General features: G+C 47.4%; 24 protein-coding genes. 15 read left to right on the top strand and 9 right to left on the bottom strand.

The genetic code is table 11. The features are described 5' to 3' along the window. The first annotated feature begins 102 nt into the window (after positions 1 to 102). Both PQI28_RS03205 and PQI28_RS03200 read left to right on the top strand, forming a co-directional pair. Complete coding sequence (locus PQI28_RS03205; RefSeq protein WP_339962520.1) at positions 103 to 1881, top strand: SLC13 family permease; 1779 nt, start codon at positions 103 to 105, stop codon at positions 1879 to 1881. 61 nt (positions 1882 to 1942) lie between these two features. Further along, positions 1943 to 2434 carry a hypothetical protein gene (locus PQI28_RS03200; protein ID WP_339962519.1) on the top strand — a complete coding sequence of 164 codons (492 nt, stop codon included), beginning with the start codon at positions 1943 to 1945 and terminating at the stop codon, positions 2432 to 2434. A 37-nt stretch (positions 2435 to 2471) separates the two neighbouring features. Here PQI28_RS03200 and PQI28_RS03195 read toward each other — a convergent pair whose 3' ends face one another. From PQI28_RS03195 to PQI28_RS03185, 3 genes are read right to left on the bottom strand one after another with little or no spacing between them, the layout of a single operon-like run. Next, a complete protein-coding gene (locus PQI28_RS03195) occupies positions 2472 to 2690 on the bottom strand; it encodes a YhzD family protein (RefSeq protein WP_074032616.1) in 219 nt (72 codons plus the stop codon). Positions 2691 to 2730: 40 nt separating this feature from the next. Beyond that, on the bottom strand, positions 2731 to 3822 hold the full coding sequence (gene dinB, locus PQI28_RS03190) for a DNA polymerase IV (RefSeq protein ID WP_224860186.1): 1092 nt from the start codon (positions 3820 to 3822) through the stop codon (positions 2731 to 2733). Positions 3823 to 3857: 35 nt separating this feature from the next. Next, a complete protein-coding gene (locus PQI28_RS03185) occupies positions 3858 to 4781 on the bottom strand; it encodes a magnesium transporter CorA family protein (protein WP_224860188.1) in 924 nt (307 codons plus the stop codon). A gap of 81 nt (positions 4782 to 4862) precedes the next feature. On the opposite strand from PQI28_RS03185, the gene PQI28_RS03180 reads away from it, so the two are divergent. Beyond that, a complete protein-coding gene (locus PQI28_RS03180; protein ID WP_224860190.1) occupies positions 4863 to 5822 on the top strand; it encodes an HD domain-containing protein in 960 nt (319 codons plus the stop codon). Positions 5823 to 5869: 47 nt separating this feature from the next. Here the strand turns inward: PQI28_RS03180 and PQI28_RS03175 are convergent, their stop codons facing one another. Continuing rightward, entirely contained in the window at positions 5870 to 6859 is a 990-nt protein-coding gene (locus PQI28_RS03175; RefSeq protein WP_339962518.1) for a peptidylprolyl isomerase, read from the bottom strand. 153 nt (positions 6860 to 7012) lie between these two features. Here PQI28_RS03175 and PQI28_RS03170 point away from each other — a divergent pair, with 153 nt between their 5' ends. Next, positions 7013 to 7351, top strand: a complete 339-nt coding sequence (locus tag PQI28_RS03170; RefSeq protein ID WP_339962517.1) for a DUF1878 family protein — start codon at positions 7013 to 7015, stop codon at positions 7349 to 7351. Here the strand turns inward: PQI28_RS03170 and PQI28_RS03165 are convergent. Together PQI28_RS03165 and PQI28_RS03160 are read right to left on the bottom strand one after the other, a co-directional pair. Continuing rightward, on the bottom strand, positions 7335 to 7898 hold the full coding sequence (locus tag PQI28_RS03165) for an HTH-type transcriptional regulator Hpr (RefSeq protein ID WP_015880933.1): 564 nt from the start codon (positions 7896 to 7898) through the stop codon (positions 7335 to 7337). The two genes, PQI28_RS03170 and PQI28_RS03165, sit on opposite strands and share 17 nt — an antisense overlap. Positions 7899 to 7959: 61 nt before the next feature. Continuing rightward, the gene (locus PQI28_RS03160) at positions 7960 to 8316 is read right to left on the bottom strand and encodes a hypothetical protein (RefSeq protein ID WP_074032623.1); all 357 of its coding nucleotides are present in this window, start codon (positions 8314 to 8316) and stop codon (positions 7960 to 7962) included. A 168-nt stretch (positions 8317 to 8484) separates the two neighbouring features. Between PQI28_RS03160 and PQI28_RS03155 the strand changes: the two genes are divergently transcribed. Further along, a complete protein-coding gene (locus PQI28_RS03155) occupies positions 8485 to 8820 on the top strand; it encodes a hypothetical protein (protein ID WP_214696207.1) in 336 nt (111 codons plus the stop codon). Positions 8821 to 8860: 40 nt separating this feature from the next. Here the strand turns inward: PQI28_RS03155 and PQI28_RS03150 are convergent, their stop codons facing one another. Further along, complete coding sequence (locus PQI28_RS03150; protein ID WP_339962516.1) at positions 8861 to 9289, bottom strand: HIT family protein; 429 nt, start codon at positions 9287 to 9289, stop codon at positions 8861 to 8863. A 129-nt stretch (positions 9290 to 9418) separates the two neighbouring features. Here PQI28_RS03150 and PQI28_RS03145 point away from each other — a divergent pair, with 129 nt between their 5' ends. Further along, positions 9419 to 10468, top strand: coding sequence for a hypothetical protein (locus PQI28_RS03145; protein WP_339962514.1), 1050 nt, complete (start codon positions 9419 to 9421; stop codon positions 10466 to 10468). A 47-nt stretch (positions 10469 to 10515) separates the two neighbouring features. Here PQI28_RS03145 and PQI28_RS03140 read toward each other — a convergent pair whose 3' ends face one another. Next, positions 10516 to 10767 (bottom strand): GlsB/YeaQ/YmgE family stress response membrane protein, encoded by a 252-nt coding sequence (locus tag PQI28_RS03140; protein WP_031421191.1) that lies wholly within the window; start codon positions 10765 to 10767, stop codon positions 10516 to 10518. Between the two features lie 170 nt (positions 10768 to 10937). Between PQI28_RS03140 and PQI28_RS03135 the strand changes: the two genes are divergently transcribed. Both PQI28_RS03135 and PQI28_RS03130 read left to right on the top strand, forming a co-directional pair. Then, on the top strand, positions 10938 to 11675 hold the full coding sequence (locus PQI28_RS03135) for an ABC transporter ATP-binding protein (protein ID WP_263600772.1): 738 nt from the start codon (positions 10938 to 10940) through the stop codon (positions 11673 to 11675). Beyond that, positions 11672 to 12805: an ABC transporter permease gene (locus tag PQI28_RS03130; protein WP_339962513.1), complete on the top strand. Its 1134-nt coding sequence runs from the start codon at positions 11672 to 11674 to the stop codon at positions 12803 to 12805. The genes PQI28_RS03135 and PQI28_RS03130 overlap by 4 nt, the downstream gene beginning before the upstream one ends. A 341-nt stretch (positions 12806 to 13146) precedes the next feature. Here the strand turns inward: PQI28_RS03130 and PQI28_RS03125 are convergent, their stop codons facing one another. Continuing rightward, the gene (locus tag PQI28_RS03125) at positions 13147 to 14451 is read right to left on the bottom strand and encodes an ammonium transporter (RefSeq protein ID WP_224860203.1); all 1305 of its coding nucleotides are present in this window, start codon (positions 14449 to 14451) and stop codon (positions 13147 to 13149) included. Between the two features lie 121 nt (positions 14452 to 14572). On the opposite strand from PQI28_RS03125, the gene PQI28_RS03120 reads away from it, so the two are divergent. The 7 genes from PQI28_RS03120 (at position 14573) to PQI28_RS03090 (ending at position 21004) form a co-directional block, all read left to right on the top strand. Then, the gene (locus tag PQI28_RS03120; RefSeq protein ID WP_074032630.1) at positions 14573 to 14878 is read left to right on the top strand and encodes a MerR family transcriptional regulator; all 306 of its coding nucleotides are present in this window, start codon (positions 14573 to 14575) and stop codon (positions 14876 to 14878) included. Between the two features lie 116 nt (positions 14879 to 14994). Beyond that, a complete protein-coding gene (gene hemE, locus PQI28_RS03115) occupies positions 14995 to 16044 on the top strand; it encodes a uroporphyrinogen decarboxylase (RefSeq protein ID WP_074032631.1) in 1050 nt (349 codons plus the stop codon). Further along, on the top strand, positions 16041 to 16970 hold the full coding sequence (gene hemH / locus PQI28_RS03110) for a ferrochelatase (RefSeq protein WP_214696193.1): 930 nt from the start codon (positions 16041 to 16043) through the stop codon (positions 16968 to 16970). Before hemE ends, hemH begins: the two co-directional genes overlap by 4 nt. Then, complete coding sequence (hemG, locus tag PQI28_RS03105) at positions 16963 to 18348, top strand: protoporphyrinogen oxidase (protein WP_339962512.1); 1386 nt, start codon at positions 16963 to 16965, stop codon at positions 18346 to 18348. Before hemH ends, hemG begins: the two co-directional genes overlap by 8 nt. Before the next feature lie 87 nt (positions 18349 to 18435). Next, positions 18436 to 19323, top strand: coding sequence for a Cof-type HAD-IIB family hydrolase (locus tag PQI28_RS03100; protein ID WP_214785398.1), 888 nt, complete (start codon positions 18436 to 18438; stop codon positions 19321 to 19323). Positions 19324 to 19394: 71 nt separating this feature from the next. Beyond that, a complete protein-coding gene (locus PQI28_RS03095) occupies positions 19395 to 20384 on the top strand; it encodes a lipoate--protein ligase (RefSeq protein WP_214696188.1) in 990 nt (329 codons plus the stop codon). Positions 20385 to 20530: 146 nt separating this feature from the next. Continuing rightward, the gene (locus tag PQI28_RS03090; RefSeq protein ID WP_339962511.1) at positions 20531 to 21004 is read left to right on the top strand and encodes a hypothetical protein; all 474 of its coding nucleotides are present in this window, start codon (positions 20531 to 20533) and stop codon (positions 21002 to 21004) included. Positions 21005 to 21065: the final 61 nt, after the last annotated feature.

Raw genomic sequence — 21065 nt, 5'->3', positions numbered from 1 at the left:
GCCATCCGTTTTTTTGTTGATGAGATTGTCACAAGATTGAAGTAAGCGTTTTCATAGAGGATTTATAATGAAAGTAGAATGATGGGGAAAGGGTGAACTGGCATGTGGACCGTGCTCATTCTATTCGGGATGATTCTCTTTTTCATAACAGGTTGGCTCCGAGCAGACTTGGTCGCATTGATTGGTCTTTTATGTCTCGTCCTAACTAATCAATTGACGCCGGGTGAGGCGATGGCGGGATTCTCAAATTCAGTCGTCTTGATGATTGCTGGACTGTTCATCGTTGGAGCAGGGTTGTTTCATTCCGGTTTAGCGGAACGATTGGCATCTGCACTCATTCCGTACGCGAACGGAAGTGAGACACGACTCTTTTATTTGTTCATGTTGACCGTCGCCTTGCTTTCAAGCGTCATGTCGAACACAGGGACGGTCGCATTGCTCATTCCTGTCGTCATGGCGATGTCACGACAAATCAAACGATCCGCAAAGACGTATCTGATGCCGCTTGCTTTCTTCTCGAGCATCGGAGGGACGATGACATTGATTGGGACACCGCCGAACCTTGTCGCAGCTGAATCGCTACGAGGTCTAATTGATGTGCCGATCGGCTTCTTTTCTTTGCTCCCAATCGGTGCGGTCGTGATGATTGTCGGCTTGTTCTATTTTCGTCTCGTCGGAAATCGCTTGCTCGAAGATTATCGTTCAAGGGAATGGGATGGAGGCGGTGCAATCGAGACGATCAACCCGAACGTGTATGTCCTGTCGATTGACGAGGTACATCCGTTGATTGGCAAACGACTAAGTGAATTGAAATGGTCGCGTGACGGTATCATCGTACTAAAGGAACGAGTGAAAGGGATAGGGCGGCATTACGAAACTGCTCGCGCTGACACCGTATTGCGTGCCGGGTCGATCCTCGTCAGTGGGGATGAGCAGCGAGTCCGTTCTCTCTCGGAACAACAACACATTCCGTTTCAGCAGGTTGAGGCAACAAACGTCTATGACAAGACCGGTGGCATCGTCATGTTCACGATTCCAGGGTCGAGTCAACTTGTAGGGAGATGTCTTCATGAGAGCCAGTTACGGAATGAGTTTCATGTGAACGTCTTGCGTGTCATCCGCCCACAAGAAGAAATTGCACAAGTACACCTGAAAGATACGCCGCTAAAACAAGGGGACTTGTTGATGGTACAAGGGAAGTGGGACGATTTAGAGCGGGTTGAACAAGAGGCACGACTACTCCTCTCGAACGAGCGGGTGACGGATGTAGCGAATCGGACGGTGTCGAGTCATCATCAACTTGCGGCAGGTGTGATCATGGTTATGATGATGACGTTGTTCGTGTTTGAATGGGTTGATCCGACCGTTGCGGTTTGGCTGGCGGCACTGGCGATGGTGATGAGCGGAGCCGTGCGCCACCTAGACATTGCGTATCAATCGATTCAATGGTCTTCACTCGTCTTGATTGCCGCGATGATCCCGGTAGGAACGGCGCTTGAGAAGGCGGGCATCATGACGTGGCTTGTCGACTGGATTGGGCGGTCGTTCGCGGGCTTTGGGCCAGCCTGGGTCCTCGTCGTCTTATTTCTTGCGACGATGGTCCTCAGTCAAATCATCTCGAACACCGCGACCGCTATCTTGTTCATTCCGCTAGCCATCGCTCTATCGGAATCCATGGCGGTCAGTCCAGTCCCGTTCGTCATCGCTGTCGCCATTTCAGCATCCCTTGCTTTCATGACACCGTTCGGTTCTCCGACGAACGCGATGGTGTTTAGTGTAGGAGGCTATCGATTCATGGATTTCGTCAAAGTTGGTGTGCCGTTGCAACTACTCACCGGCATCGTCGGAATCCTGATGATTCTGTTTCTCTTTCCATTTTAAGCAGGATTTAGGGGGCGGATAACGAAAGCAAAGTGATCAGGAAATGAAAGGATGGACGACGATGAAAAAATGGATGTTGGTTTTCCTCTGCTTGTTTCTAGTAGCCTGTGGGAAAGAAGAGAAGGCCGAACCAAAACCTGAGATGACGGAGAACGGGCGGGTGGCTGAACAGTATCTTGAGAAACAACAGTACCCAATCGTCTCATATGAAGGCGAGTATATGAGTACGTTAACCTTAGATGAGTTGACGGAAGATCGTGCACAGAACACTTGGGGAGTACAATCTGTGTCACCGGATGAATACGTTGGAAAGACCATATACTATGAAAACTTTACGGTAAAAGATCATCCGATTGGTGAACAATCTCCCGCCGGTCAGACTGCTGTCTCGGTAATGGTCGTGGATGGAGAGGTAATCGGGGGAACGTCATCCCCTGTGACAGACGGATCGGGTTTAGGGAGCGGATATAGTTTGAGCGGGGAATCGTTCGAGGACATTCACCCTGATATTCAGGAATGGCAGAAAGCATGGAATGAGAAATATGGAAATTAAAAAGTAGACCGAGAACAAGAATCTCGGTCTACTTTCATTATGATGCCGTTCCTTTTAATTTCCCCGGTAATTTGCAACGTTCGAAATAGATGAGTTGTCCCCGGCGAACGATGCGCGCGCCTTTATGTTCATGCCCTGCTGCTCGAAGCATGTCGAGCCCTTGCTGTTTGGCTGATTGATCATCGCTTGCTTCGAACATTTCGTTCAACACGAGCGTGCCATCATTCTCGAATCCTGTCACCGTGTATGTCTCCATTCACACGACCCCCTTTTTCTCTATTTTAATGAATGGTCATTCATTCTTCAAGAGAAGGTTTCGTCAGTTCGTCAAATGTCAGTTGACGTGTGGATTCATTTCGAGGAATCAAGTCCGATACGGTCAGTCCAATCAAGCGAACGGGCTCGGTGACATTCATCTCATCGAAGAGGCGTCTTGCTAGTCGTCGAATCTCGTCATGGTCATGCGTCGGATGATTCAATTTGATTTGATGACTTCTAGCCTGAAACTCGCTCGTCTTTAATTTGATGGTGACGGTTTGGCAACTCAGTTCGCGGCGATCGAGCTGACGCAACACGTCTTCCATTTCGGGAATGACCCGTTCGAATACTTCTTCGGGGTCGTCGATGTCAAACGCAAACGTCGTTTCCGACCCGATTGACTTACGCTCGCGCGTGGCGACGACAGGACGCGTGTCTCGTCCATGTGCTAGTTCATACAGTTGTTGCCCGCGATCATGTCCAAAGATGGCCTTCAGTTGTTCGGGACGAGCTTGTTGAAGGTCACCGATTGTATGATAGCCACTTTTGTTAAGCGTTTGGGCGGTCACTTTCCCGACACCGTGCATTGCTTCGATGGAGAGGGGAGAGAGAAAATCAGCGACTTTCTCAGGTGAGACGACGGTAAGACCGTTCGGCTTTTCAAAGCCGGACGCAATTTTTGCGACGAATTTTGAAGGTGCGACGCCAGCGGATGCCGTGAGACCGGTACGACGTTTGATCTCTCCTAGAATATAGCGGGCGATATAGGGACCTGATGTGCTCAACAGCGTATTTTCGGTCACGTCCAAGTAGGCTTCATCAAGGGATAAAGGTTCGACGAGAGGGGTGACCGATTTAAAGATGTCCATGACCTGCGCGCTCACTTGTCGATAGGCTTGGAATCGTGGTTTGACAAACGTGGCGTGTGGACACAACGCAAAAGCGCGACGTGATGACATCGCGCTGTGTACGCCGTACTTCCTCGCTTCATATGAACAAGTGGCAACGACTCCACGACTGTGAGGTGGTCCACCGACGATGACAGGTTTTCCACGTAAATTTGGACGATCCCGTTGTTCGACGGAGGCATAAAAGGCATCCATGTCCACATGAATGATGAGTCGTTCCATAACATCACCTTTCCTGTGCAAATCTCTTTTCTTTATTATAACGAACTTTTGTTCGTTTTTTTAGATTTTTGTTTCGTTTTATTCTTTGATGAAGTGGTTTGATTCGGGAATTGTAACAACGAACCAATCCAATTCTTCCGTTTCAACCATACTTGAATGATAAGAGTGAAGAATAGAATCATTAACCAGGCGAACGCGTAACCAAACGGCCAATCCAGTTCAGGCATTGCTTTAAAGTTCATTCCCCATACGGCACCGAACGCGACGACAGGGGTCGTAAGTGCTGTGAAGACGGTGAGTGCCTTCATGATTTCATTTCCCCGAAAGTTAGAAAGTGTCGAGGCGAGGTCTGTCATCGCGATGACGTCACCTTGATAATGATTGATGAGCGTCAATAGTCGACTGACTCGATAATCCGCGAGTTGGTAAGGTCTCAACGTTTGTAGGTCGATATCGAGAAAGGCCTCACGTCCTGCCATGACGAGTTCTTTATAGGGAGTGACGGTGTCGGACCAACGTTCGATTTCACTCCGAAGACCAAAGATTTCATTCATGAACGTGGCAGGAACTTGTCCTGCCATTTCTCGCTGTGCCACGAGAAGTCGTTCTTCGAATTCATCGATTCCGTGAAAGTAATTGTTCATCCGTTCGGCAAGCAATTCATAGAACGCTTCAATCGGTGAGTTGCAGTCTTTCGCAAGGACCGATTCGTGATGCAAATCGTCAAATCCAATTGTCCATAAAAAATCAGGACCGATAAAATAGTGCCCGATTTTCTGCGGCTCACGTTCTAACTGCTCGTAGTCGAGTGTGAGTGACCCGTACATATAACCATCCTCGACCACGATTTTTGTGACGCTTGCGGTCGTCAACTGCTCGAGCCAATACGTATAGGCCGGTGCATATCGAGAATCTACTTCCACATAATCCTCGGGGCGCGTGTACCAATCCCATTCCATTGTCTATTCCTCCAATTCGCTATAGTAGTAGTATTCCCAAATTGTCAGGAATGTTGGCATCTGTCGCAAAGTTTCGATAAGATGAAGGTACTGAACAAGAGAGAGGTGCTTTCATTGACGACAAAAATCGGTCAGCTCAAAGTGGGCGACACGCTAGACCAATATGTCATGATCAAACAATCGTATAAGGGACTTGCCGGGAACGGAAAGCCTTATTTAACATTAATCCTTTGCGACGAGAGTGGCGAAATCGAAACGAAATTATGGGATAGTTCGGATACCGAAAAGTATGCGACGAAAAAAATCGTCCATGCGGCCGGTGAAGTGATGGACTATCGTGGACGGACGCAATTGAAGTTGAAGCAAATTTCAATCATCGAGCAAGAAGTCGATATCGCTCCGTACGTTCGGTCGGCGCCGATTCCGAAGTCGGAACTTGAAACGACAATCCGTGGGTTCATCACGTCACTTCAACACGATGAGATTCGTCGTCTCGTTGAAGAAGTCGTCAATCGTCACGAAGAGGCATATTTCACGTATCCGGCTGCTGTGCGACATCATCACGCAGTCTATTCCGGACTCGCATTCCACGTCATGTCGATGCTGAAGCTTGCGGACACGATGTGTGACCTGTATCCATCGTTGAACCGAGACCTGTTGATTGCAGGAGTGATCTTGCATGACTTGGCGAAAGTCATCGAGTTATCGGATGCAATTACCCCAGAGTATACGCTTGAAGGAAAGTTGCTCGGCCATCTCTCACTCATGGCATCTGAACTAGAAGTCGTCTCACGTGAGCTCGGGACGGACCGAGAAGTGACAACGTTGTTGCAACATCTCGTCTTAAGTCATCATGGGAAACCGGAGTGGGGATCGGCGAACACGCCACAACTCCCTGAAGCGGAGATGTTATTCTTCATCGACAACATCGACGCGCGGATGAACATGTTCGAGAAAGCGTATGAAGGTGTCGAACCGGGTACGTTTACGGAGCGTGTCATGGCACTCGATAACCGTGCCTTCTATCGTCCAAAGTTATAATATGTCCATAAAAAAATGGCGCTCCATTACGGAGTGCCATTTTTGTCTTATTGTTCAGTCGACTCTTCAGAAGACTCGTCTGCGTTTTTGATTGCTTCTTTGACAGCGTCAAATTGTTGCTCTGCTTTTGCATCTTTTACGTCAACGTTGTATTTTTCAATCAACTCCGCGTAAATTTTGTTTGCATCGACAGAAGCTGATTTTTCTGTTGCTAACTCTTCACGAATACGGTCTTTCTCGTCTTCGAGTTTCAAGTCTTTCTCTTTACGGTCTGTCACTTTAATGACGTGGAAACCGAATTGCGATTGGATTGGCTCAGAGACTTTTCCAACCACGTCTTCTTTGAATGCATATTCTTCGAATTCAGGTACCATCGTGCCTGTAGAGAAGTAACCGAGCTCTCCACCTTTTTCACCAGAACCTGTATCTGTTGATTTTTCTTTCGCGAGTTCAGCGAAGTCTGCACCGTCATTCAACTGTTTAATGATGTCTTGTGCTTCTTCTTCTGATTCGACGAGGATGTGGCTAGCTTCCACTTCCACGTTTTCTTTTGCGAACTGTGCTTCAACTTCTTCATCCGTCACGTCGACAAGTTCAGATTTTGCTGCGTCGACAAGCATTTGTCCGCGAAGCGCTTCTTTGAACTCTTCTGTGCCGCTCATGCCGGCTTGTTGAATCGCTTGTTCGAATTCTTCTTTTGAGTTGAATTGTTCTTCTGTTTTGCTGAACTCTTCATCTACTTTTTCTTGCTCGACTTGGTCACCATATTCTTTTTCAAGAAGTGCATTCATCGTCTCTTGGAATGCGAGTTGTGGCACCATGCGGTCGTAACTCATGTCCGCGATTTCACCGCGTGTGATTTCGCCGCCTTTATATGTGACGACTGCTGAATCGTCTGATTCTCCGCCGCCTGCGCTTGTCGCTGCGTATGTGCCGCCAGCACCGATGATCAGTGCAAGTGCAGATGCACCGACGAGAGCGCCGGTTGAGAATTTTTTATCTTGCTTTTTTGGTTCGTTTGTCATTCCGTTTGACATGTATTCCACCCCTAATAATTCTTTAAAGTTTCTAAGTCCGACTATATCACATTTTCCTAATCATGACAGCTGTTCTCTTGTCTGTACAGTATCATAGCACACAATCCTGTCGTATAATGATGTAATAGAATGTGAAATGATGGGGTGAGGGTAGTGTCACTAGAAGAGAAGGTCGAGCATTTATCATATCAGATGAAGATCTTACTCGAGATTGTTGATTGGACAGAACGTCCGTTTGAATATGAAGTGATTCGAGCGAACTTGACGAAGCAGGATGTAGAGGCGTTTTATCAGTTGCTTGAGGATATTCGGGCACGACAAAACGAGCAAATGCGCTATGGGTTTACGTCCATAGAACCGTTGCTCGTCCATTTTGTGGGTATGTTAGATTCAAGGCTCGACGTGAAAACGATTCTTGGGGCATGCGTCCGTCAAGGAATCGAGTTAGACGTCACAGAGCCACTCTATCGGCAGGTTAGGCTTCTTGACTGAGTTCATCCTCATCAGGACGTCTGCCTGCCTCTTCTGTGATCATTTTTGATGTTTCAGCAAAGATATCCATGAAGTTGTCCCCATATAAACGACGCACGATGGCCGTCATGTCTGTTAAGTCAGGGAACTTGCCATAAAGTTCTTGGAGCGGAAGTGAAGCGCGGAATACGCCGTTTCCTTCTGGATCAAACGCGTGAATCGTTTCAAGCAACAACGATTCTCCTTCAGGTGTCAATTGGACATACGTGTTTCGCTTGTCCGTCTCTTTTTTCGAAAACGTAAGTAATCCACGATCTTCTAACTTCTTCGAGAAGTTGAAAGCGGTCGAGACGTGCATGACGCCATATTTTGCAATTTCAGAGATCGATGCGCCGCCTAACGCGTGGGCAATCCATAAGATGTGGTGCTCATTGATGTTTAAATCAAATGGTTTAATCCAGTTTTGCCAATCTTTTTCGACGGTTTTCCACAAAGCCTTACTCAATTGAATAATTTTGTGGCTATAGAGCATGGCCTCAGGGCCAGTGAATTCTTTTTCGTGTTCCATTTCGATCCATCCTTTCCGGATAAAAAATCAAAAGTAATCGACGGACGATGACCTCAAACACTCACTGTGTTTGATTGACAGTGTTGTCAGTCATAGCAGACTGTACGTTCGAGAGTTCCTGAAGGTTCCCTTGAATTCGCTCGACTGAAGGCTGAATGTCTTGTTGATAGCGTTCGACTTCGGCTTTCACTTGATCAGTCAATTCTTTTCCTTGCAGTTTCCCTGCGGCGGCAACTTGCGATGCATGTTTCGCCACATTCCCAAATTGTTCTTTTAGCGTAGTGATTGTGGATGCTCGATGTTGTTGAGCAGCAGCATCGTTTGCGGTACCTCTCGCCAGTTTTTTAAACGTGGCAACTCCTAAAAATGCTAAAACAAAGCCGAAAGCAATCCAATCTCGACGTTGGCGACTCGACAAAACATTCCCCTCCTCAAGCTCGGATAATCCGAATTACATTCTTTTCATATTATTTTACCAAAAAAGAGTGATTAAAAACCTATATCGCAAATAAAATTTTTCAGAACATTCAATTTTGACCGAAAAATCATTTTATTTTAAAATACAGGTAAAGGAAGGTGATCCTCAGTGGAGAAAGCGAAGCGTTGGGTAGATGACATGCTTGACCTGTATCTCGCTGCGAAACGACTGGGAGATGACACTTGGGCCGACTCCATTATGAACACACTAGAGGCGGGGTATGAAGCGTCGAAACAAACAGAGCAGGCACGCGAAGAATCGATACGAGAAAAACGTATGCTTGAAATAGATACCCGTCTAACCGAATTACGAAAAGAATTTGAACAAGCGACATCTGTTAAGACGCGTCAACAGTTATACGAAGTGGCAATCAAACTTCAGGTCGAGCGAGCGCAATTAGAAGAAGAACGGAAACGTCACCTTGATTCAATCAATCAATCATAAAAAACGAGACCCGTCATCGATTGACGGGTCTCGGTCTGTCTTAAACGTGTGATTGAATATTCGATGCGAGGGTTGTGAGTTCTTCAGATGTGAAAGCATCATTTTGTGTAATCCATTTTGCTCCGAATCCATCTTCGTGTCCGAAACGTGGAATTAAATGAATGTGGAAGTGATAGACCGTTTGTCCGGCAACTTCCTCAGCATTCGACAAGACGTTCATGCCGATTGCCCCTGTTTCGCGTTGAATGGCCTTCGCGATGGTCGGGACGCGTTTGAAGACGTCCGCTGCGACCTCTTCAGGTAGCTCGTAAACGTTATTCGCATGATGTTTCGGGATGACGAGCGTGTGACCTTTTGTCACTTGCGAGAGGTCGAGGAAAGCGACGACCGCCTCATCTTCATATACCCGATACGACGGGATTTCTTGTTGAGCGATTTTGCAAAAGATACAGGTTGGATCGGTATGCATCTATATTCCTCCATTCTAAAAAGTCATTTCTGTTTCATCATACCACGGAAATTCAGGCGCAAGAACGATTGGAAGAGAGAATGATTCCTTTTATACTTGAAGTAAGCACTGAAGAAAGGAGGCGAAAAGATGTCGTATACAAGAAGTCGAAAGAAAGAACGTCATTCCAAAATGATTCTTCTATTATCTATTTTCACTATTTTAGTCGGAGCCATTGTCTTCTATATATATGGATACAAACCAGCGGCGGAGCAAGATAAGATTCACGTCGCATTTAAAGAGGCCTTATTAGAGGAAGACCGTGCTTTCTTTGAGGAAAAGATAGAATATCAAGGCGAAACGTTAACGCGTGCTGAGGCACTGCGGTTTATGGGCTGGCTGAACGATGAAAAATCCATTCGTGGCGATGCCATCGCCGAAGTCGCACAAGATCGTGCGAATCGGACGAAAGGCATGGAAGCGGAAGGGCTGTTTCGATTGATTGATACAGGTGAAGGGCGCTTTGGCTTTTCAGATTATCGGATTGAGTTATTGCCACAACGAATCGATGTCACTTCAGACGTACCGTTGACGAATATTTGGGTCGATGGGCAGCGCGTCGGTCGGATTGATGAAGCGAACGGACGATTCACGTTTGAGAAGATGCCAGGAAGTTATGATGTGAAGGCGGTCGCCGTGGCGAATGGTGAGACGGTGTCCGAAACAGAGACGATTCAATTAACATCTCCTGAATCGCTCGAGTATGCATTGATGCCGGAATCGAGTGAAGCGATTGCGGGACAGTTCGATTTGAAGCGGGCAGAGTTGATTGAGATCGAAGTAGAAGCGCAAACCGGTCATCCGTTAGAAACGATTGATTCGTTGATTGGACAATCGGAAGGAAAGGTTCAAGAAACGTTAGGAGAGCCAGATGGGAAACGTGACGATGAATGGGATTATGAGCGATTGACTGTCGTGTTTGAAAAGGGAGACGTGCAGTCAGTTTTAATCGATCTTGATAAACGACCAGACGACTTGGTTGCATTACTCGGCGAACCAAATGAAAAGACAGAACACAAACTCGGAACAGAGTGGGATTACGGTCAATCCTTCTTCGAATCATTCTTCACGTTCTTTGGTCTTGAAACAGAGAAGCAGTTTATTGAAAAAAATGACGCGATGTATTTATTGATCCAATGAAAAAAGAGGGACATTCCATTTTGGAAGCCCCTCCTGTACATAAATAATTACTTTTTACGCATTGATTTCATGACGAACGATACAATCAAAATAAGGATAATCGCACCGATAAGAGCTGGGATAATCGCGATATCCGCTACGATTGGTCCGAAATCACCGAAGATGAGTCCACCCAACCAAGCACCGATAATCCCCGCGATGATGTTACCAATGATTCCACCTGGTACGTCTTTACCTAGAATTAATCCTGCTAACCAACCGATGATACCCCCGATAATCAAATAAAGAATAAACCCCATCATTCATTTCTCCTTCCTCTGTTTGCCCATTGTTCTTTTCAACGATTTTGTGGAACAATGGGAGTATTGATGTTTTATTTTAAAATGCCTTACAGTTCAGATTATTCCCATGTGACAACATTTAAAACATATACCACGAAAAAAAGTTGAAAATGAAAGGTGTGGTTTTCATGCTGCACGTCGATCGATTGAACGGCGGATATATCGGAAAGCAAGTTTTGCACGACGTTTCGTTTGAAGTGAAAAAAGGAGAGCTCGTTGGGTTGATAGGGCTAAATGGAGCTGGAAAATCGACGACGATCAAACACATTTTGGGTCTCTTGTCACCACTATCCGGAAAAATCGAAATTGATGGAGAAACATTAGAGTCTTCAGAAAAAAGGTATCGTAAGAAAGTAAGTTACATACCGGAGACACCGATTTTATACGAGACGTTAACCTTACAAGAACACATTGAGTTGATGGGGAAAGCATATGACGTAAGTCCTGAAGAATTGACCGAACGGACGAAGCGTTTAGCAAAAGAAATGCGAATGGAAAAACAACTTACTTGGTTCCCGTCCGTCTTTTCAAAAGGGATGCGACAAAAGGCGATGATCTTATGCGCCCTTGTGACGAAGACGCCGCTCCTCATCGTCGATGAGCCGTTCGTCGGTCTTGATCCACTAGCGATTCGTCAGTTGCTCCAACTGTTTGATGAGTACAAACAAGACTGTGCGATTTTGATGTCGACCCATATTCTTGAGACAGCGGAGCGGCATTGCGACCGTTTCGTCTTCCTTCATCAAGGTGTCGTCATCGCGAACGGGACGGCCGCACAGTTGCGAGACAAGTATCAATTGTCACCTGATGCGACACTCGATGACATTTATGTAGAGGCGATTGCGTCGGAGGAACGGTCGTCATGAATCGATTTACATCAAGACTCGGCAACTGGATGGAAGAGGTCGTCAAATATAGTCGCTACGTCGCAAACGGCGGACTCTTGTTCACACTCTACTTCACTTTGATTTACGGGGCATTCGTCTACAACAACTTTTTAGAACGAATTGATGGGACGTTTCCGGGGGTGTGGATTGCCGCAGCGGTTCTCATTCTCATCCCGCTCGGTCATCGTCCGAGAACGTTTATCCAAGAGGCGGATCAAGTGTTCCTCCTCCCGGAACTAGGGATGATTCGTTCCTATATGATTGGTGTGCGCTTGTTCAATATCGGCTTTGCGACAATCCGAGCACTTCTCGTCTTACTCATTTTATTGCCGCTTCTCGTGCGGACGGAGAGCTATACGGGAATTGAGGTATTATCGTTCGTTGTCACGATGATGTTACTGTCGGCTGCAGGTCGATTGGCAAAAGTGGAAGGGGTACGCGAATGGCTCATCGTCCCGTTCGCGCTCGTGAGCGGCGCATGTCTTCTCATGGATTGGACAGAGTGGGCATGGGTGCCCGCGTTCATGCCGTTCATTTTCTTACATGTAAAACGAAACGAACGAATCCCACTTTTACACTGGTTGGCGCTTGAGGAGAAGAGTCGGGCTCAGTTTGAACGAGTCATCAGCTGGTTCGTCGACTTGCCGACCTTGAAAGAAGAAGTGCGGGAACGACGACTTCTGACAAAGCTGCTCGAAAAACGAGTACTCCAACGCGTCGATGCGTCCCGTTACGTGTACGGTCTTCGGATTATTCGTTCGAACGACTCCCTCGACCTGATTCTTCGATTGACGGCGGTGGCGCTCATCGTCATGTGGATGTCAGGCGGTTGGTATGTAGGATTCGTCACACCACTATTTGTAGGGCTGACAGCGTTACAGCTCGTTCCATTGTTTAAACGGTTAGAGGCGATTTCCATTGTGTCCTGGCTACCAATCACCCGTCAAGAGCGGATCGAAGGCTATTCGTGGTGGGCGATGCGGTTACTCATCGTGCAATCCATCGTGCTCGTGCTCGCCTCGGTTGGATTTGGTGCGACATGGGACGCGGCAGTCGGGCTGATTTTATCCATTGTGGTCATTCGTTATTACTTGAGACGGTTGACGTAAATAGTGACGAATAGATATACAAAAAAATAGACGAACGAGACGGTTCAAACAACATCTCGTTCGTCTTTCATTTTGTATTAAGCGATAGATGATTTTTTGACATGTTAATAGTCGTTCATCTTCTTTTCGGTCGATTGATGAACTTTACAAAAAAGAAGATCATAACGGAAATAAAAACGAGTAAGAATAGTGCGAAATCAAGAGCGTTTATAAGTCATACCTCCAGTGAAAGTCATGATGCGTAAAAATTTCACGACTTCATTTTACCGTTATTTGAATTGGTGTAAAGCGAAAAAGGGTTAGTCACCATATTTTGGTGACTAACCCCTCCTTAGTTCCAATTATTTTTTAGGAGACATGACCGATACGCTCGAACCGAGAATCTTCGGAAGGCGTCCTGGTTTCTCTGTTGTTTCTTCGACTTCACCATATGCTGATACACCATGCTCTGCGATATCGAGACCGACATCTTCTTGTTCTTCTGTAACGCGAAGACCGATTGTGACGTCAAGGAGTTTCAAGAACGCGTAGCTTCCGCCACCAGCGATGACCATGGCGATCAATACGCCGAGTGTCTGAACGCCGAGCTGTGTCAATCCGCCGCCGTAGAAGAGACCGGCAGAACCGATACCTGTAATTTCGACGAGTCGAGGAGATGCGAAGAAACCGAGTGCGAGTGTCCCGATAATACCAGCCACGCCGTGTACAGAGAAGGCGCAGAGTGGGTCGTCCACATATTTTGCCATCAAGATGCTTGTTCCGTATGTTGCAATCGATGCGAGGGCACCGATGACGACTGCTGCCCAAGGCTCTACAAACGCACAAGCTGCTGTGATAGCAACGAGTGCTCCGAGAACACCGTTGACGATCGTCGGGATGTCTGCCGTTTTACGGTGGAGCATGACAATGGCAAGAGCACCAAGCGCACCAGCTGCTGTTGCGAGCATTGTTGTCAACGCCACGTAACCGAAGAATCCGTCAGCGACCGACATCGTTGAACCAGCGTTGAATCCGAACCAGCAAAGCCAAAGTACGAGACCGCCAACGACCGTCAACACGTGGTTGTGACCAGCGAGTGATTCCGTCTTGCGACGTGGTTTCAAGATGATAGTCGCCATGAGAGCCGCCATCCCACCTTGAAGGTGAACGACCGCCGAACCTGCGAAGTCTTGCATCCCCATTGATCCGAGCATTCCGCCAGCCCATACTGAGCGTGCAACAATCGGGTAGAGGATGGCAACGAAGAAGATACCGAAGAGAACGTAGGCAGAAAGCTTAGCCCGTTCCGCAAATCCACCCCAAGCGATAGCGAGGGATACCGCAACGAATGATAACTGGAATAAGAATTTGATGTCGATTGATACGTTCGCCCAATCGAGGCTTGTGAACGATCCGCTTAAGAAGAATCCTTCTGTTCCAAACCAAGTCGTTCCGTCACCGAATGAGAGGCCGAATCCGACCGCCCAAAAAGCGAGTGCCGCCACAGAGAGGCTGATAATTTGTTTGACCGCGACGTGACCGGCGTTCTTCGCCCGAAGCGTCCCTGTCTCGAGTAATCCGAAACCTAATTGCATCGTCAATACGAGCAATGCAGCGATGAGTACATACAGCGTGTCCATATAATAGAGAATGTCTTCCATGTTCATGCCCTCCTTTTTCTTAGGTGCTTTCCAAAAGTTGACTTCAGTGTAAAACGAAAATTTGATGTTGGATTGCATTTTGTCAGATTATCTGACATAGTTTTTTTATTGAGGAGGGCGAGGGCGAATGGACTATAAATCGAAGAAAGTAATTGGGATGGGCGTCGTGACTGAGTTGACGGGACTTTCTGAGCGTCAGGTCCGTTATTATGAAGAAAAAGGTCTCGTCTTTCCTGAACGTACGAAAGGCGGTTCACGTAAATATTCTTTCCATGACGTGGAGCGTTTGGTTGAAGTGGCGACTAAATTGGAAGATGGATGGCGAATTCAAGATATTAAAGAGCGCGAGCGTCGATTATCGGCGAAGCAGCGTGACGATTTGATTCGCGGTCAGTTGAATTCGGCTTTCCGAACATTTCCGACAAAAAAATGACACAAAGAAAACACAATGAAAATGCTTCACATTAGCATAATTCTAATTAATTTCTGTATAATGTTTTTGAGTTCACAAACACGAGAATAAAGAGTGTAGGAGAAATTTAGAGGGGAATGACGCGACGTATGAACGATACTATTTTAAAAGCGTTTAAAGGAGAGGCGACAGACTATGTACCTGTTTGGTATATGCGCCAAGCCGGACGCTATCAACCGGAATATCGAGAGATTAAAAAGACGAGGTCACTATTCGAGATCACGCATGATCCTGAACTTTGTGCATATGTCACGGAACTTCCGGTGAAACAACTCGGAGTCGACGCGGCCATTCTATATAAAGACATCATGACGCCACTTCCATCGATGGGGGTGGATGTCGAGATTAAGAGCGGAATCGGACCGGTCATCGACAATCCATATCGAACGATGGAAGATGTGGAACGCTTAAAACCGTTAAACCCAGATGATATCTCATACGTCTTCGACACGATCCGTTTACTTCGGGAACGATTAGAAGTCCCGCTCATCGGCTTTTCAGGGGCGCCGTTCACATTGGCGAGCTATATGATCGAAGGTGGTCCATCACGGAACTACCATCGTACGAAAGCGCTCATGTATGCAGAACCGGATGTATGGAATGCGTTGATGGAAAAACTCGGTGACATGGTCATCACGTATGCGAAGGCGCAAGCGGATGCTGGCATTCAAGCGTTCCAATTGTTTGATTCGTGGGTCGGAACGCTCAGCCGTAAAGACTATGCGCGTTACATCAAGCCGACGACGGAACGTATTTTCAAAGAATTACGTTCCCTCGACATCCCGCTCATTATGCATGGAGTCGGAGCGAGCCATCAAATCGAAGAATGGCACGACCTTCCACTTGATGTGGTCGGACTCGATTGGCGTCTATCGGTACAAGAAGCGCGCGACCGCGGGATCACAAAGGCTGTCCAAGGAAACTTGGACCCGTCGTTCTTACTGGCACCGTGGCCGGTCATCGAAGAGAAGGTAAAAGAGATTTTGGATGAAGGAATGAAGCAGCCAGGATACGTCTTCAACTTGGGGCATGGGGTGTTCCCGGAAGTCGATCCAGCCGTACTCGTCAAATTGACGGCATTCATTCACGATTACTCACGCGAAAAAATGGGAGGCAATGAATCATGAAAACAGTCGGACTACTTGTCATGGCGTACGGGACACCGTACAAGCCGGAAGATATCGAACGTTACTACACGCACATTCGGTACGGACGTAAACCATCGCCGGAAGCGCTCCAAGATTTAACGGAACGCTATGAAGCGATTGGCGGCGTATCTCCACTCGCAAAAATCACGATCGATCAAGCGGAGACGCTTCGTGACATCTTGAATGAGCGCCATGTAGGTGAAATCGAGTTCAAACTGTATATCGGATTGAAGCATATCGAACCGTTCGTAGAAGATGCGGTCGCGCAAATGGCGAACGACGGCATCAAAGAAGCGGTATCGGTCGTCTTGGCACCTCATTACTCGTCATATAGCGTCAAGTCATATAACGGTCGTGCTCATGAAGAAGCAGCGAAGTATGGCATCGACATCCGTTCAGTCGACTCATGGTATGACGAGCCGAAGTTTATCAACTGGTGGGCAGAGGCGATTAAAGAGACGTTCGCGAACTTGCCTGTACCGGCTGAAAAAGCATGTCTCATCGTATCGGCACATAGTCTTCCTGAAAAGATCTTGGCTGGGGGCGACCCGTATCCAGATCAATTGAAGGAGACAGCAGATAAGATTGCTCAGGCGACAGGTGTACCGAACGTGGAAGTCGGTTGGCAGTCAGAAGGAAATACACCGGATCCATGGATTGGACCGGATGTGCAAGATTTAACGGCTGAACTTTATGAAAAGCATGGCTACGAAGCGTTCGTCTACACGCCGGTCGGCTTTGTCGCAGATCACCTCGAAGTATTGTTCGACAACGATGTCGAATGTAAAGTCGTCTGTGACCGCCTCGGTGTCCATTACGCACGTCCAGCTATGCCAAATGCAGAGCGAAGCTTCATCGAAGCCATCGCGGATCGAATGGAAAGCGTGATTGTGCATCATGCGTAATTTTACGATTGTCGGTGGTGGGATCACAGGTCTCACCGCCGCTTTTTATGCGGAGCGTTATTTGCCGGAAGACGTATCAATCACATTGCTCGAGGCGACAGACCGTCTCGGTGGAAAGATTGACACGTATGAGACGGGCGAGTTTGCGGTTGAACGTGGACCGGATTCGTACGTTTTTCGAAAGACAGCTATGACAGAATTGATTGAAGACGTCGGTTTAGGTGATGAACTCGTTCGAAACGGCGTCGGACAGGCTTACGTTCTCCATCATGACGGACTCCATCCGATTCCGAAGCAGACAGTGATGGGAATTCCGCTAGATGTCAACGCGTTTCGTGAGACGACGTTGCTCTCGGAAGAAGAACACGAAGACTTGAAACAGATGTTGCTGACACCACCTGATGTAGAAGCACCAGATTCGGACGTCTCGCTTGGTCTTTACCTTCGTGAACGTGTCGGGGACCCGATTGTCGACCGCTTGATCGAACCGTTGCTCTCTGGTATCTATGCCGGGGACATCGATCAAATGAGTGCGATGTCGACATTCCCTCAGTTCATCGAGGGAGAAAAGAAATACGGGAACTTGTATGAAGGGATGCGTCATCTACGTCCCGAACAACGGGTCGCTGAAGTTGGGGCGAAAAAAGTAGGACAGTTTGCCTCATTAAAACGAGGACTAAAATCGCTCACGGATCGTCTGGCCGAACGATTGGAACGGACGGAGGTCGTATTGAACTGTTCCGTCGAGCAAGTGTCCGAGCGTGAGGACGGGTATCGATTATTCACGAATCGTGGAGATATCGACACGGATCATCTCGTATTGACGGTCCCACCACGCCTCATTCGTCAGTTCCTCCCGAAAGTCGATAGTGACTTTTTGGCGGATATGAAACCGCATGCGACGGCGACTTGCTCGCTTGTCTTTAAAGAAGAAGATATCGAGCTCCCATTCGTTGGGACAGGATTTGTGACGAGTCAGGAAGCAGACGTGACGATAACGGCTTGTACGTTCATCGACCAAAAATGGCCACATGCCGTGCCGGAAGGATATCACGTCCTCCGTGTCTTTTTAGGTCGACCGGGGGCAGATGACATCGTGGAAGCGTCCGATGAAGAAATCATCGAGACAGCGTTACATGATCTTCGAGGTCTCATGAAAATTCACCGTGATCCGATTCAGACAGTCGTCAGTCGACTTCGTGACGGTCTGCCACCGTATGCCGTCTTTCATGCGGATCGCGTCAAAGCGCTTCGTGCCGAGATGAGCCGGGTATATCCTGGAGTCATTCTGGCGGGAATCGCCTATGACGGAATCGGGATGCCAGACTGTGTGAAGAGTGTGCGGGAACAAGTGAAAGCATTGCGTGAAAAAAATTGAGATTTGATGAAGGGAGGGTTCGGATTGTTCCGAATCCCTCTCTTTTTGTTATAGTTAGAAGCGAAAGAGAAAAAGGAGTGATGGAAGATGGCAACGTATAAACTTTTTGTATCAGACATGGACGGTACGATTTTGCACAACCACACCAAGATTGCGAACGAGACGGCAGAAATCGTTCGTGAAGCAGAGGCAGCAGGCATTCGATTCGCAATTGCGACGGGGCGCAACTATGTGAATGCGAAACAAATTCTAGATGAGGTCGGCCTTTCTTGCCCAATCGTATCGTCGAATGGGGGACGCGTGCTCGACACATCAGGAGAAGTCCTTCATGAAATCGACTTGACGATCGAAGAGGCACTTCAGGTCATTGAAGTCCTTCATCAAGACCATAAGTATGCGGACGTCTTTTACGAGATGTACACGGAAGCTGGACTCGTGGCGAGCCGTGGCGACTTGATTGAAGCATCGATGAAAAACCTGAAAGCGAATGGTGACGACCGCTCGCTCGAGATGTATGAATTCTTTAAGAATCGCTATTATGTCAATGAAGACGTCAAGATTGTCGACGACATCGAGAGCTTCATTCGTGAGGAAGCAGGACGTGTCTATAAGTTCATCGCGTTCTCAAGCCATCTCGAGAAAATGACGGCGCTTTGGAAAGAAATCGAAGCACAAGTCGAAGGTGTGTACGTCACATCTTCAGGTAATGACAACATTGAAGTGATGGCACACGGCGCAGATAAAGGAAACGGTGTGACGAAGCTCGCTGAACATTACGGTATCGATTTATCAGAAGTCGTCGTCATCGGTGATAACTTGAATGACGTACCGATGTTCAAAGTGGCCGGAAAAGGGATTGCAATGGGGAACAGCCATGAGGACTTGATTGCTATCAGCGACCACGTCACAGAGCGTCACGACGAGTATGGGGTGGCGAACGCCTTGAAACGAGTGATGACAGGTGAGTGGAAGTAAAAGATTTGTCGAGTCATCGTCTCGTCTCGTATAATACGAGTAACGAACATCCGACTAGGAGGAAATAGACTGTGAAATTTATTTTTAATCCAGATATCCGCGACCCAAAGCTTAACTTGGCGGTCGAAGAGTATATCTTAAAACACTTGAACGTAGACCATGAAGACTACTTCTTGTTCTATATTAACGGTCCATCGATCATCATCGGGAAAAACCAAAACACGTCTGAAGAGGTCAACTTGAAGTACATTGAAGAGAACGGCATCGATGTCGTACGTCGCCTCTCTGGTGGCGGTGCCGTCTATCACGATGAAGGAAACTTGAACTTCAGCTTCATCACAAAAGACGATGGCAACTCGTTCAATAACTATAAGAAGTTCACGCAACCAATCGTGGATGCCTTACGTAACCTCGGTGTCGAGGCGGAGCTAACAGGCCGTAACGATATTCAGGTCGGTGAACGTAAAATCAGTGGGAACGCACAATTCACGACGCGCGGACGTATGTTCAGCCACGGGACGCTCATGTTCAACTCGAACATTGAAGAAGTCGTCAACTCGCTCAATGTCTCGGAAGAGAAAATGCGCTCAAAAGGAATCAAGTCGGTCCGTAGTCGTGTAGCGAACATCACTGAATTTTTAGAGCGTGAGATGGAGATGGAACATTTCGTCGAGGCGTTGCTCCATTCGATTTACGATGGAGAGCAGCCAGAGCGTTACGTGCTTCGTGATGAGGATTGGGAAATTGTCCATGATATCTCGAAAGAACGTTATGCGAACTGGGACTGGAACTTCGGGAAATCGCCGAAGTTTGATGTCGAGTCGAAACGTCGCTTCCCAATCGGGACGATCGATGTCCGCTTGAACGTCAACAAAGGAACAATCACTGAAGCGAAGATTTACGGTGATTTCTTCGGTGTCGGTGACATCCAAGATGTCGAACAGGCGCTCGTCGGGACTCGTTTCGAACGTGCGGCCATCCGCGAGCAATTGTTACAACTCGATCTGAAGCACTACTTCGGAAATGTTGAACTCGAGGAATTGGTTGATTTGATTAGTTAAGATGGTCAGGACGATCTCCATGGAGGTCGTCCTTTTTTGGCAGTTTCGTGAACGTTGATGCTACGGATTGCACCTAGAAAAAATAAGGCGTATCATAATTTATGCAAACGCTTTCATAGAGGCTGATCAAAATAGGAGGAGTAACCATGTATCGAAGGCTCAGTGAATGGATGGATCCAAGTCGGATGTGGGTGACGGAACAAGCGACGTTTGAACGGGCTGTCATGGCGATAGGGCTAGAGTTGGAACGTAAAGAGATTGTCGATTCTTCATTTACACGAGTGATCCTGAATCAAGAAGCGATTATTCCGTCCGGAGTGAGTGACGTGGCCGAGCCGGTTGCTGTCATCGACGTCCCGCTCTCGATTTCAAAACGAGACGGCATCTCACTCCTTCATCTGTTGAATCCATGCGAGATGAAGACGATTACCGATGAAACGATTCACGCGAAAGCCATCTTATTGATTACAGCTACGACGGAACCGAAAAAGCAGGCGTATCACAAATTGATTGATGATTTACTTATGGATGATGAGTCGCTCCAAGCGCTCGTTCACGTTCAAAGCCGAACGGGATTATATCACTTACAAACGAACTTTTTGGAAGCGTTTTCTTATTGAAACATTTCATGTACAATAGAAGTAATTGAAAAGAGCGCGGACAACGTGCTCTTTTTTATGG

Source organism: Exiguobacterium sp. USCH10, from assembly GCF_037619445.1.
In the GTDB taxonomy this organism is placed as follows: Bacteria; Bacillota; Bacilli; order Exiguobacteriales; family Exiguobacteriaceae; genus Exiguobacterium; species Exiguobacterium aestuarii_A.
Note: the sequence above shows the minus strand (reverse complement) of the source record. Positions and strands in the feature narration are given on the sequence as shown.

Coding starts and splice junctions, on each gene's coding strand:
- PQI28_RS03205 (WP_339962520.1), top strand. CDS start 103: ATGTGGACCGTGCTCATTCTATTCGGGATGATTCTCTTTTTCATAACA.
- PQI28_RS03200 (WP_339962519.1), top strand. CDS start 1,943: ATGAAAAAATGGATGTTGGTTTTCCTCTGCTTGTTTCTAGTAGCCTGT.
- PQI28_RS03195 (WP_074032616.1), bottom strand. CDS start 2,690: ATGGAGACATACACGGTGACAGGATTCGAGAATGATGGCACGCTCGTG.
- dinB (WP_224860186.1), bottom strand. CDS start 3,822: ATGGAACGACTCATCATTCATGTGGACATGGATGCCTTTTATGCCTCC.
- PQI28_RS03185 (WP_224860188.1), bottom strand. CDS start 4,781: ATGGAATGGGATTGGTACACGCGCCCCGAGGATTATGTGGAAGTAGAT.
- PQI28_RS03180 (WP_224860190.1), top strand. CDS start 4,863: ATGAAGGTACTGAACAAGAGAGAGGTGCTTTCATTGACGACAAAAATC.
- PQI28_RS03175 (WP_339962518.1), bottom strand. CDS start 6,859: ATGTCAAACGGAATGACAAACGAACCAAAAAAGCAAGATAAAAAATTC.
- PQI28_RS03165 (WP_015880933.1), bottom strand. CDS start 7,898: ATGGAACACGAAAAAGAATTCACTGGCCCTGAGGCCATGCTCTATAGC.
- PQI28_RS03150 (WP_339962516.1), bottom strand. CDS start 9,289: ATGCATACCGATCCAACCTGTATCTTTTGCAAAATCGCTCAACAAGAA.
- PQI28_RS03145 (WP_339962514.1), top strand. CDS start 9,419: ATGTCGTATACAAGAAGTCGAAAGAAAGAACGTCATTCCAAAATGATT.
- PQI28_RS03140 (WP_031421191.1), bottom strand. CDS start 10,767: ATGGGGTTTATTCTTTATTTGATTATCGGGGGTATCATCGGTTGGTTA.
- PQI28_RS03135 (WP_263600772.1), top strand. CDS start 10,938: ATGCTGCACGTCGATCGATTGAACGGCGGATATATCGGAAAGCAAGTT.
- PQI28_RS03130 (WP_339962513.1), top strand. CDS start 11,672: ATGAATCGATTTACATCAAGACTCGGCAACTGGATGGAAGAGGTCGTC.
- PQI28_RS03125 (WP_224860203.1), bottom strand. CDS start 14,451: ATGAACATGGAAGACATTCTCTATTATATGGACACGCTGTATGTACTC.
- PQI28_RS03120 (WP_074032630.1), top strand. CDS start 14,573: ATGGACTATAAATCGAAGAAAGTAATTGGGATGGGCGTCGTGACTGAG.
- hemE (WP_074032631.1), top strand. CDS start 14,995: ATGACGCGACGTATGAACGATACTATTTTAAAAGCGTTTAAAGGAGAG.
- hemH (WP_214696193.1), top strand. CDS start 16,041: ATGAAAACAGTCGGACTACTTGTCATGGCGTACGGGACACCGTACAAG.
- hemG (WP_339962512.1), top strand. CDS start 16,963: ATGCGTAATTTTACGATTGTCGGTGGTGGGATCACAGGTCTCACCGCC.
- PQI28_RS03100 (WP_214785398.1), top strand. CDS start 18,436: ATGGCAACGTATAAACTTTTTGTATCAGACATGGACGGTACGATTTTG.
- PQI28_RS03090 (WP_339962511.1), top strand. CDS start 20,531: ATGTATCGAAGGCTCAGTGAATGGATGGATCCAAGTCGGATGTGGGTG.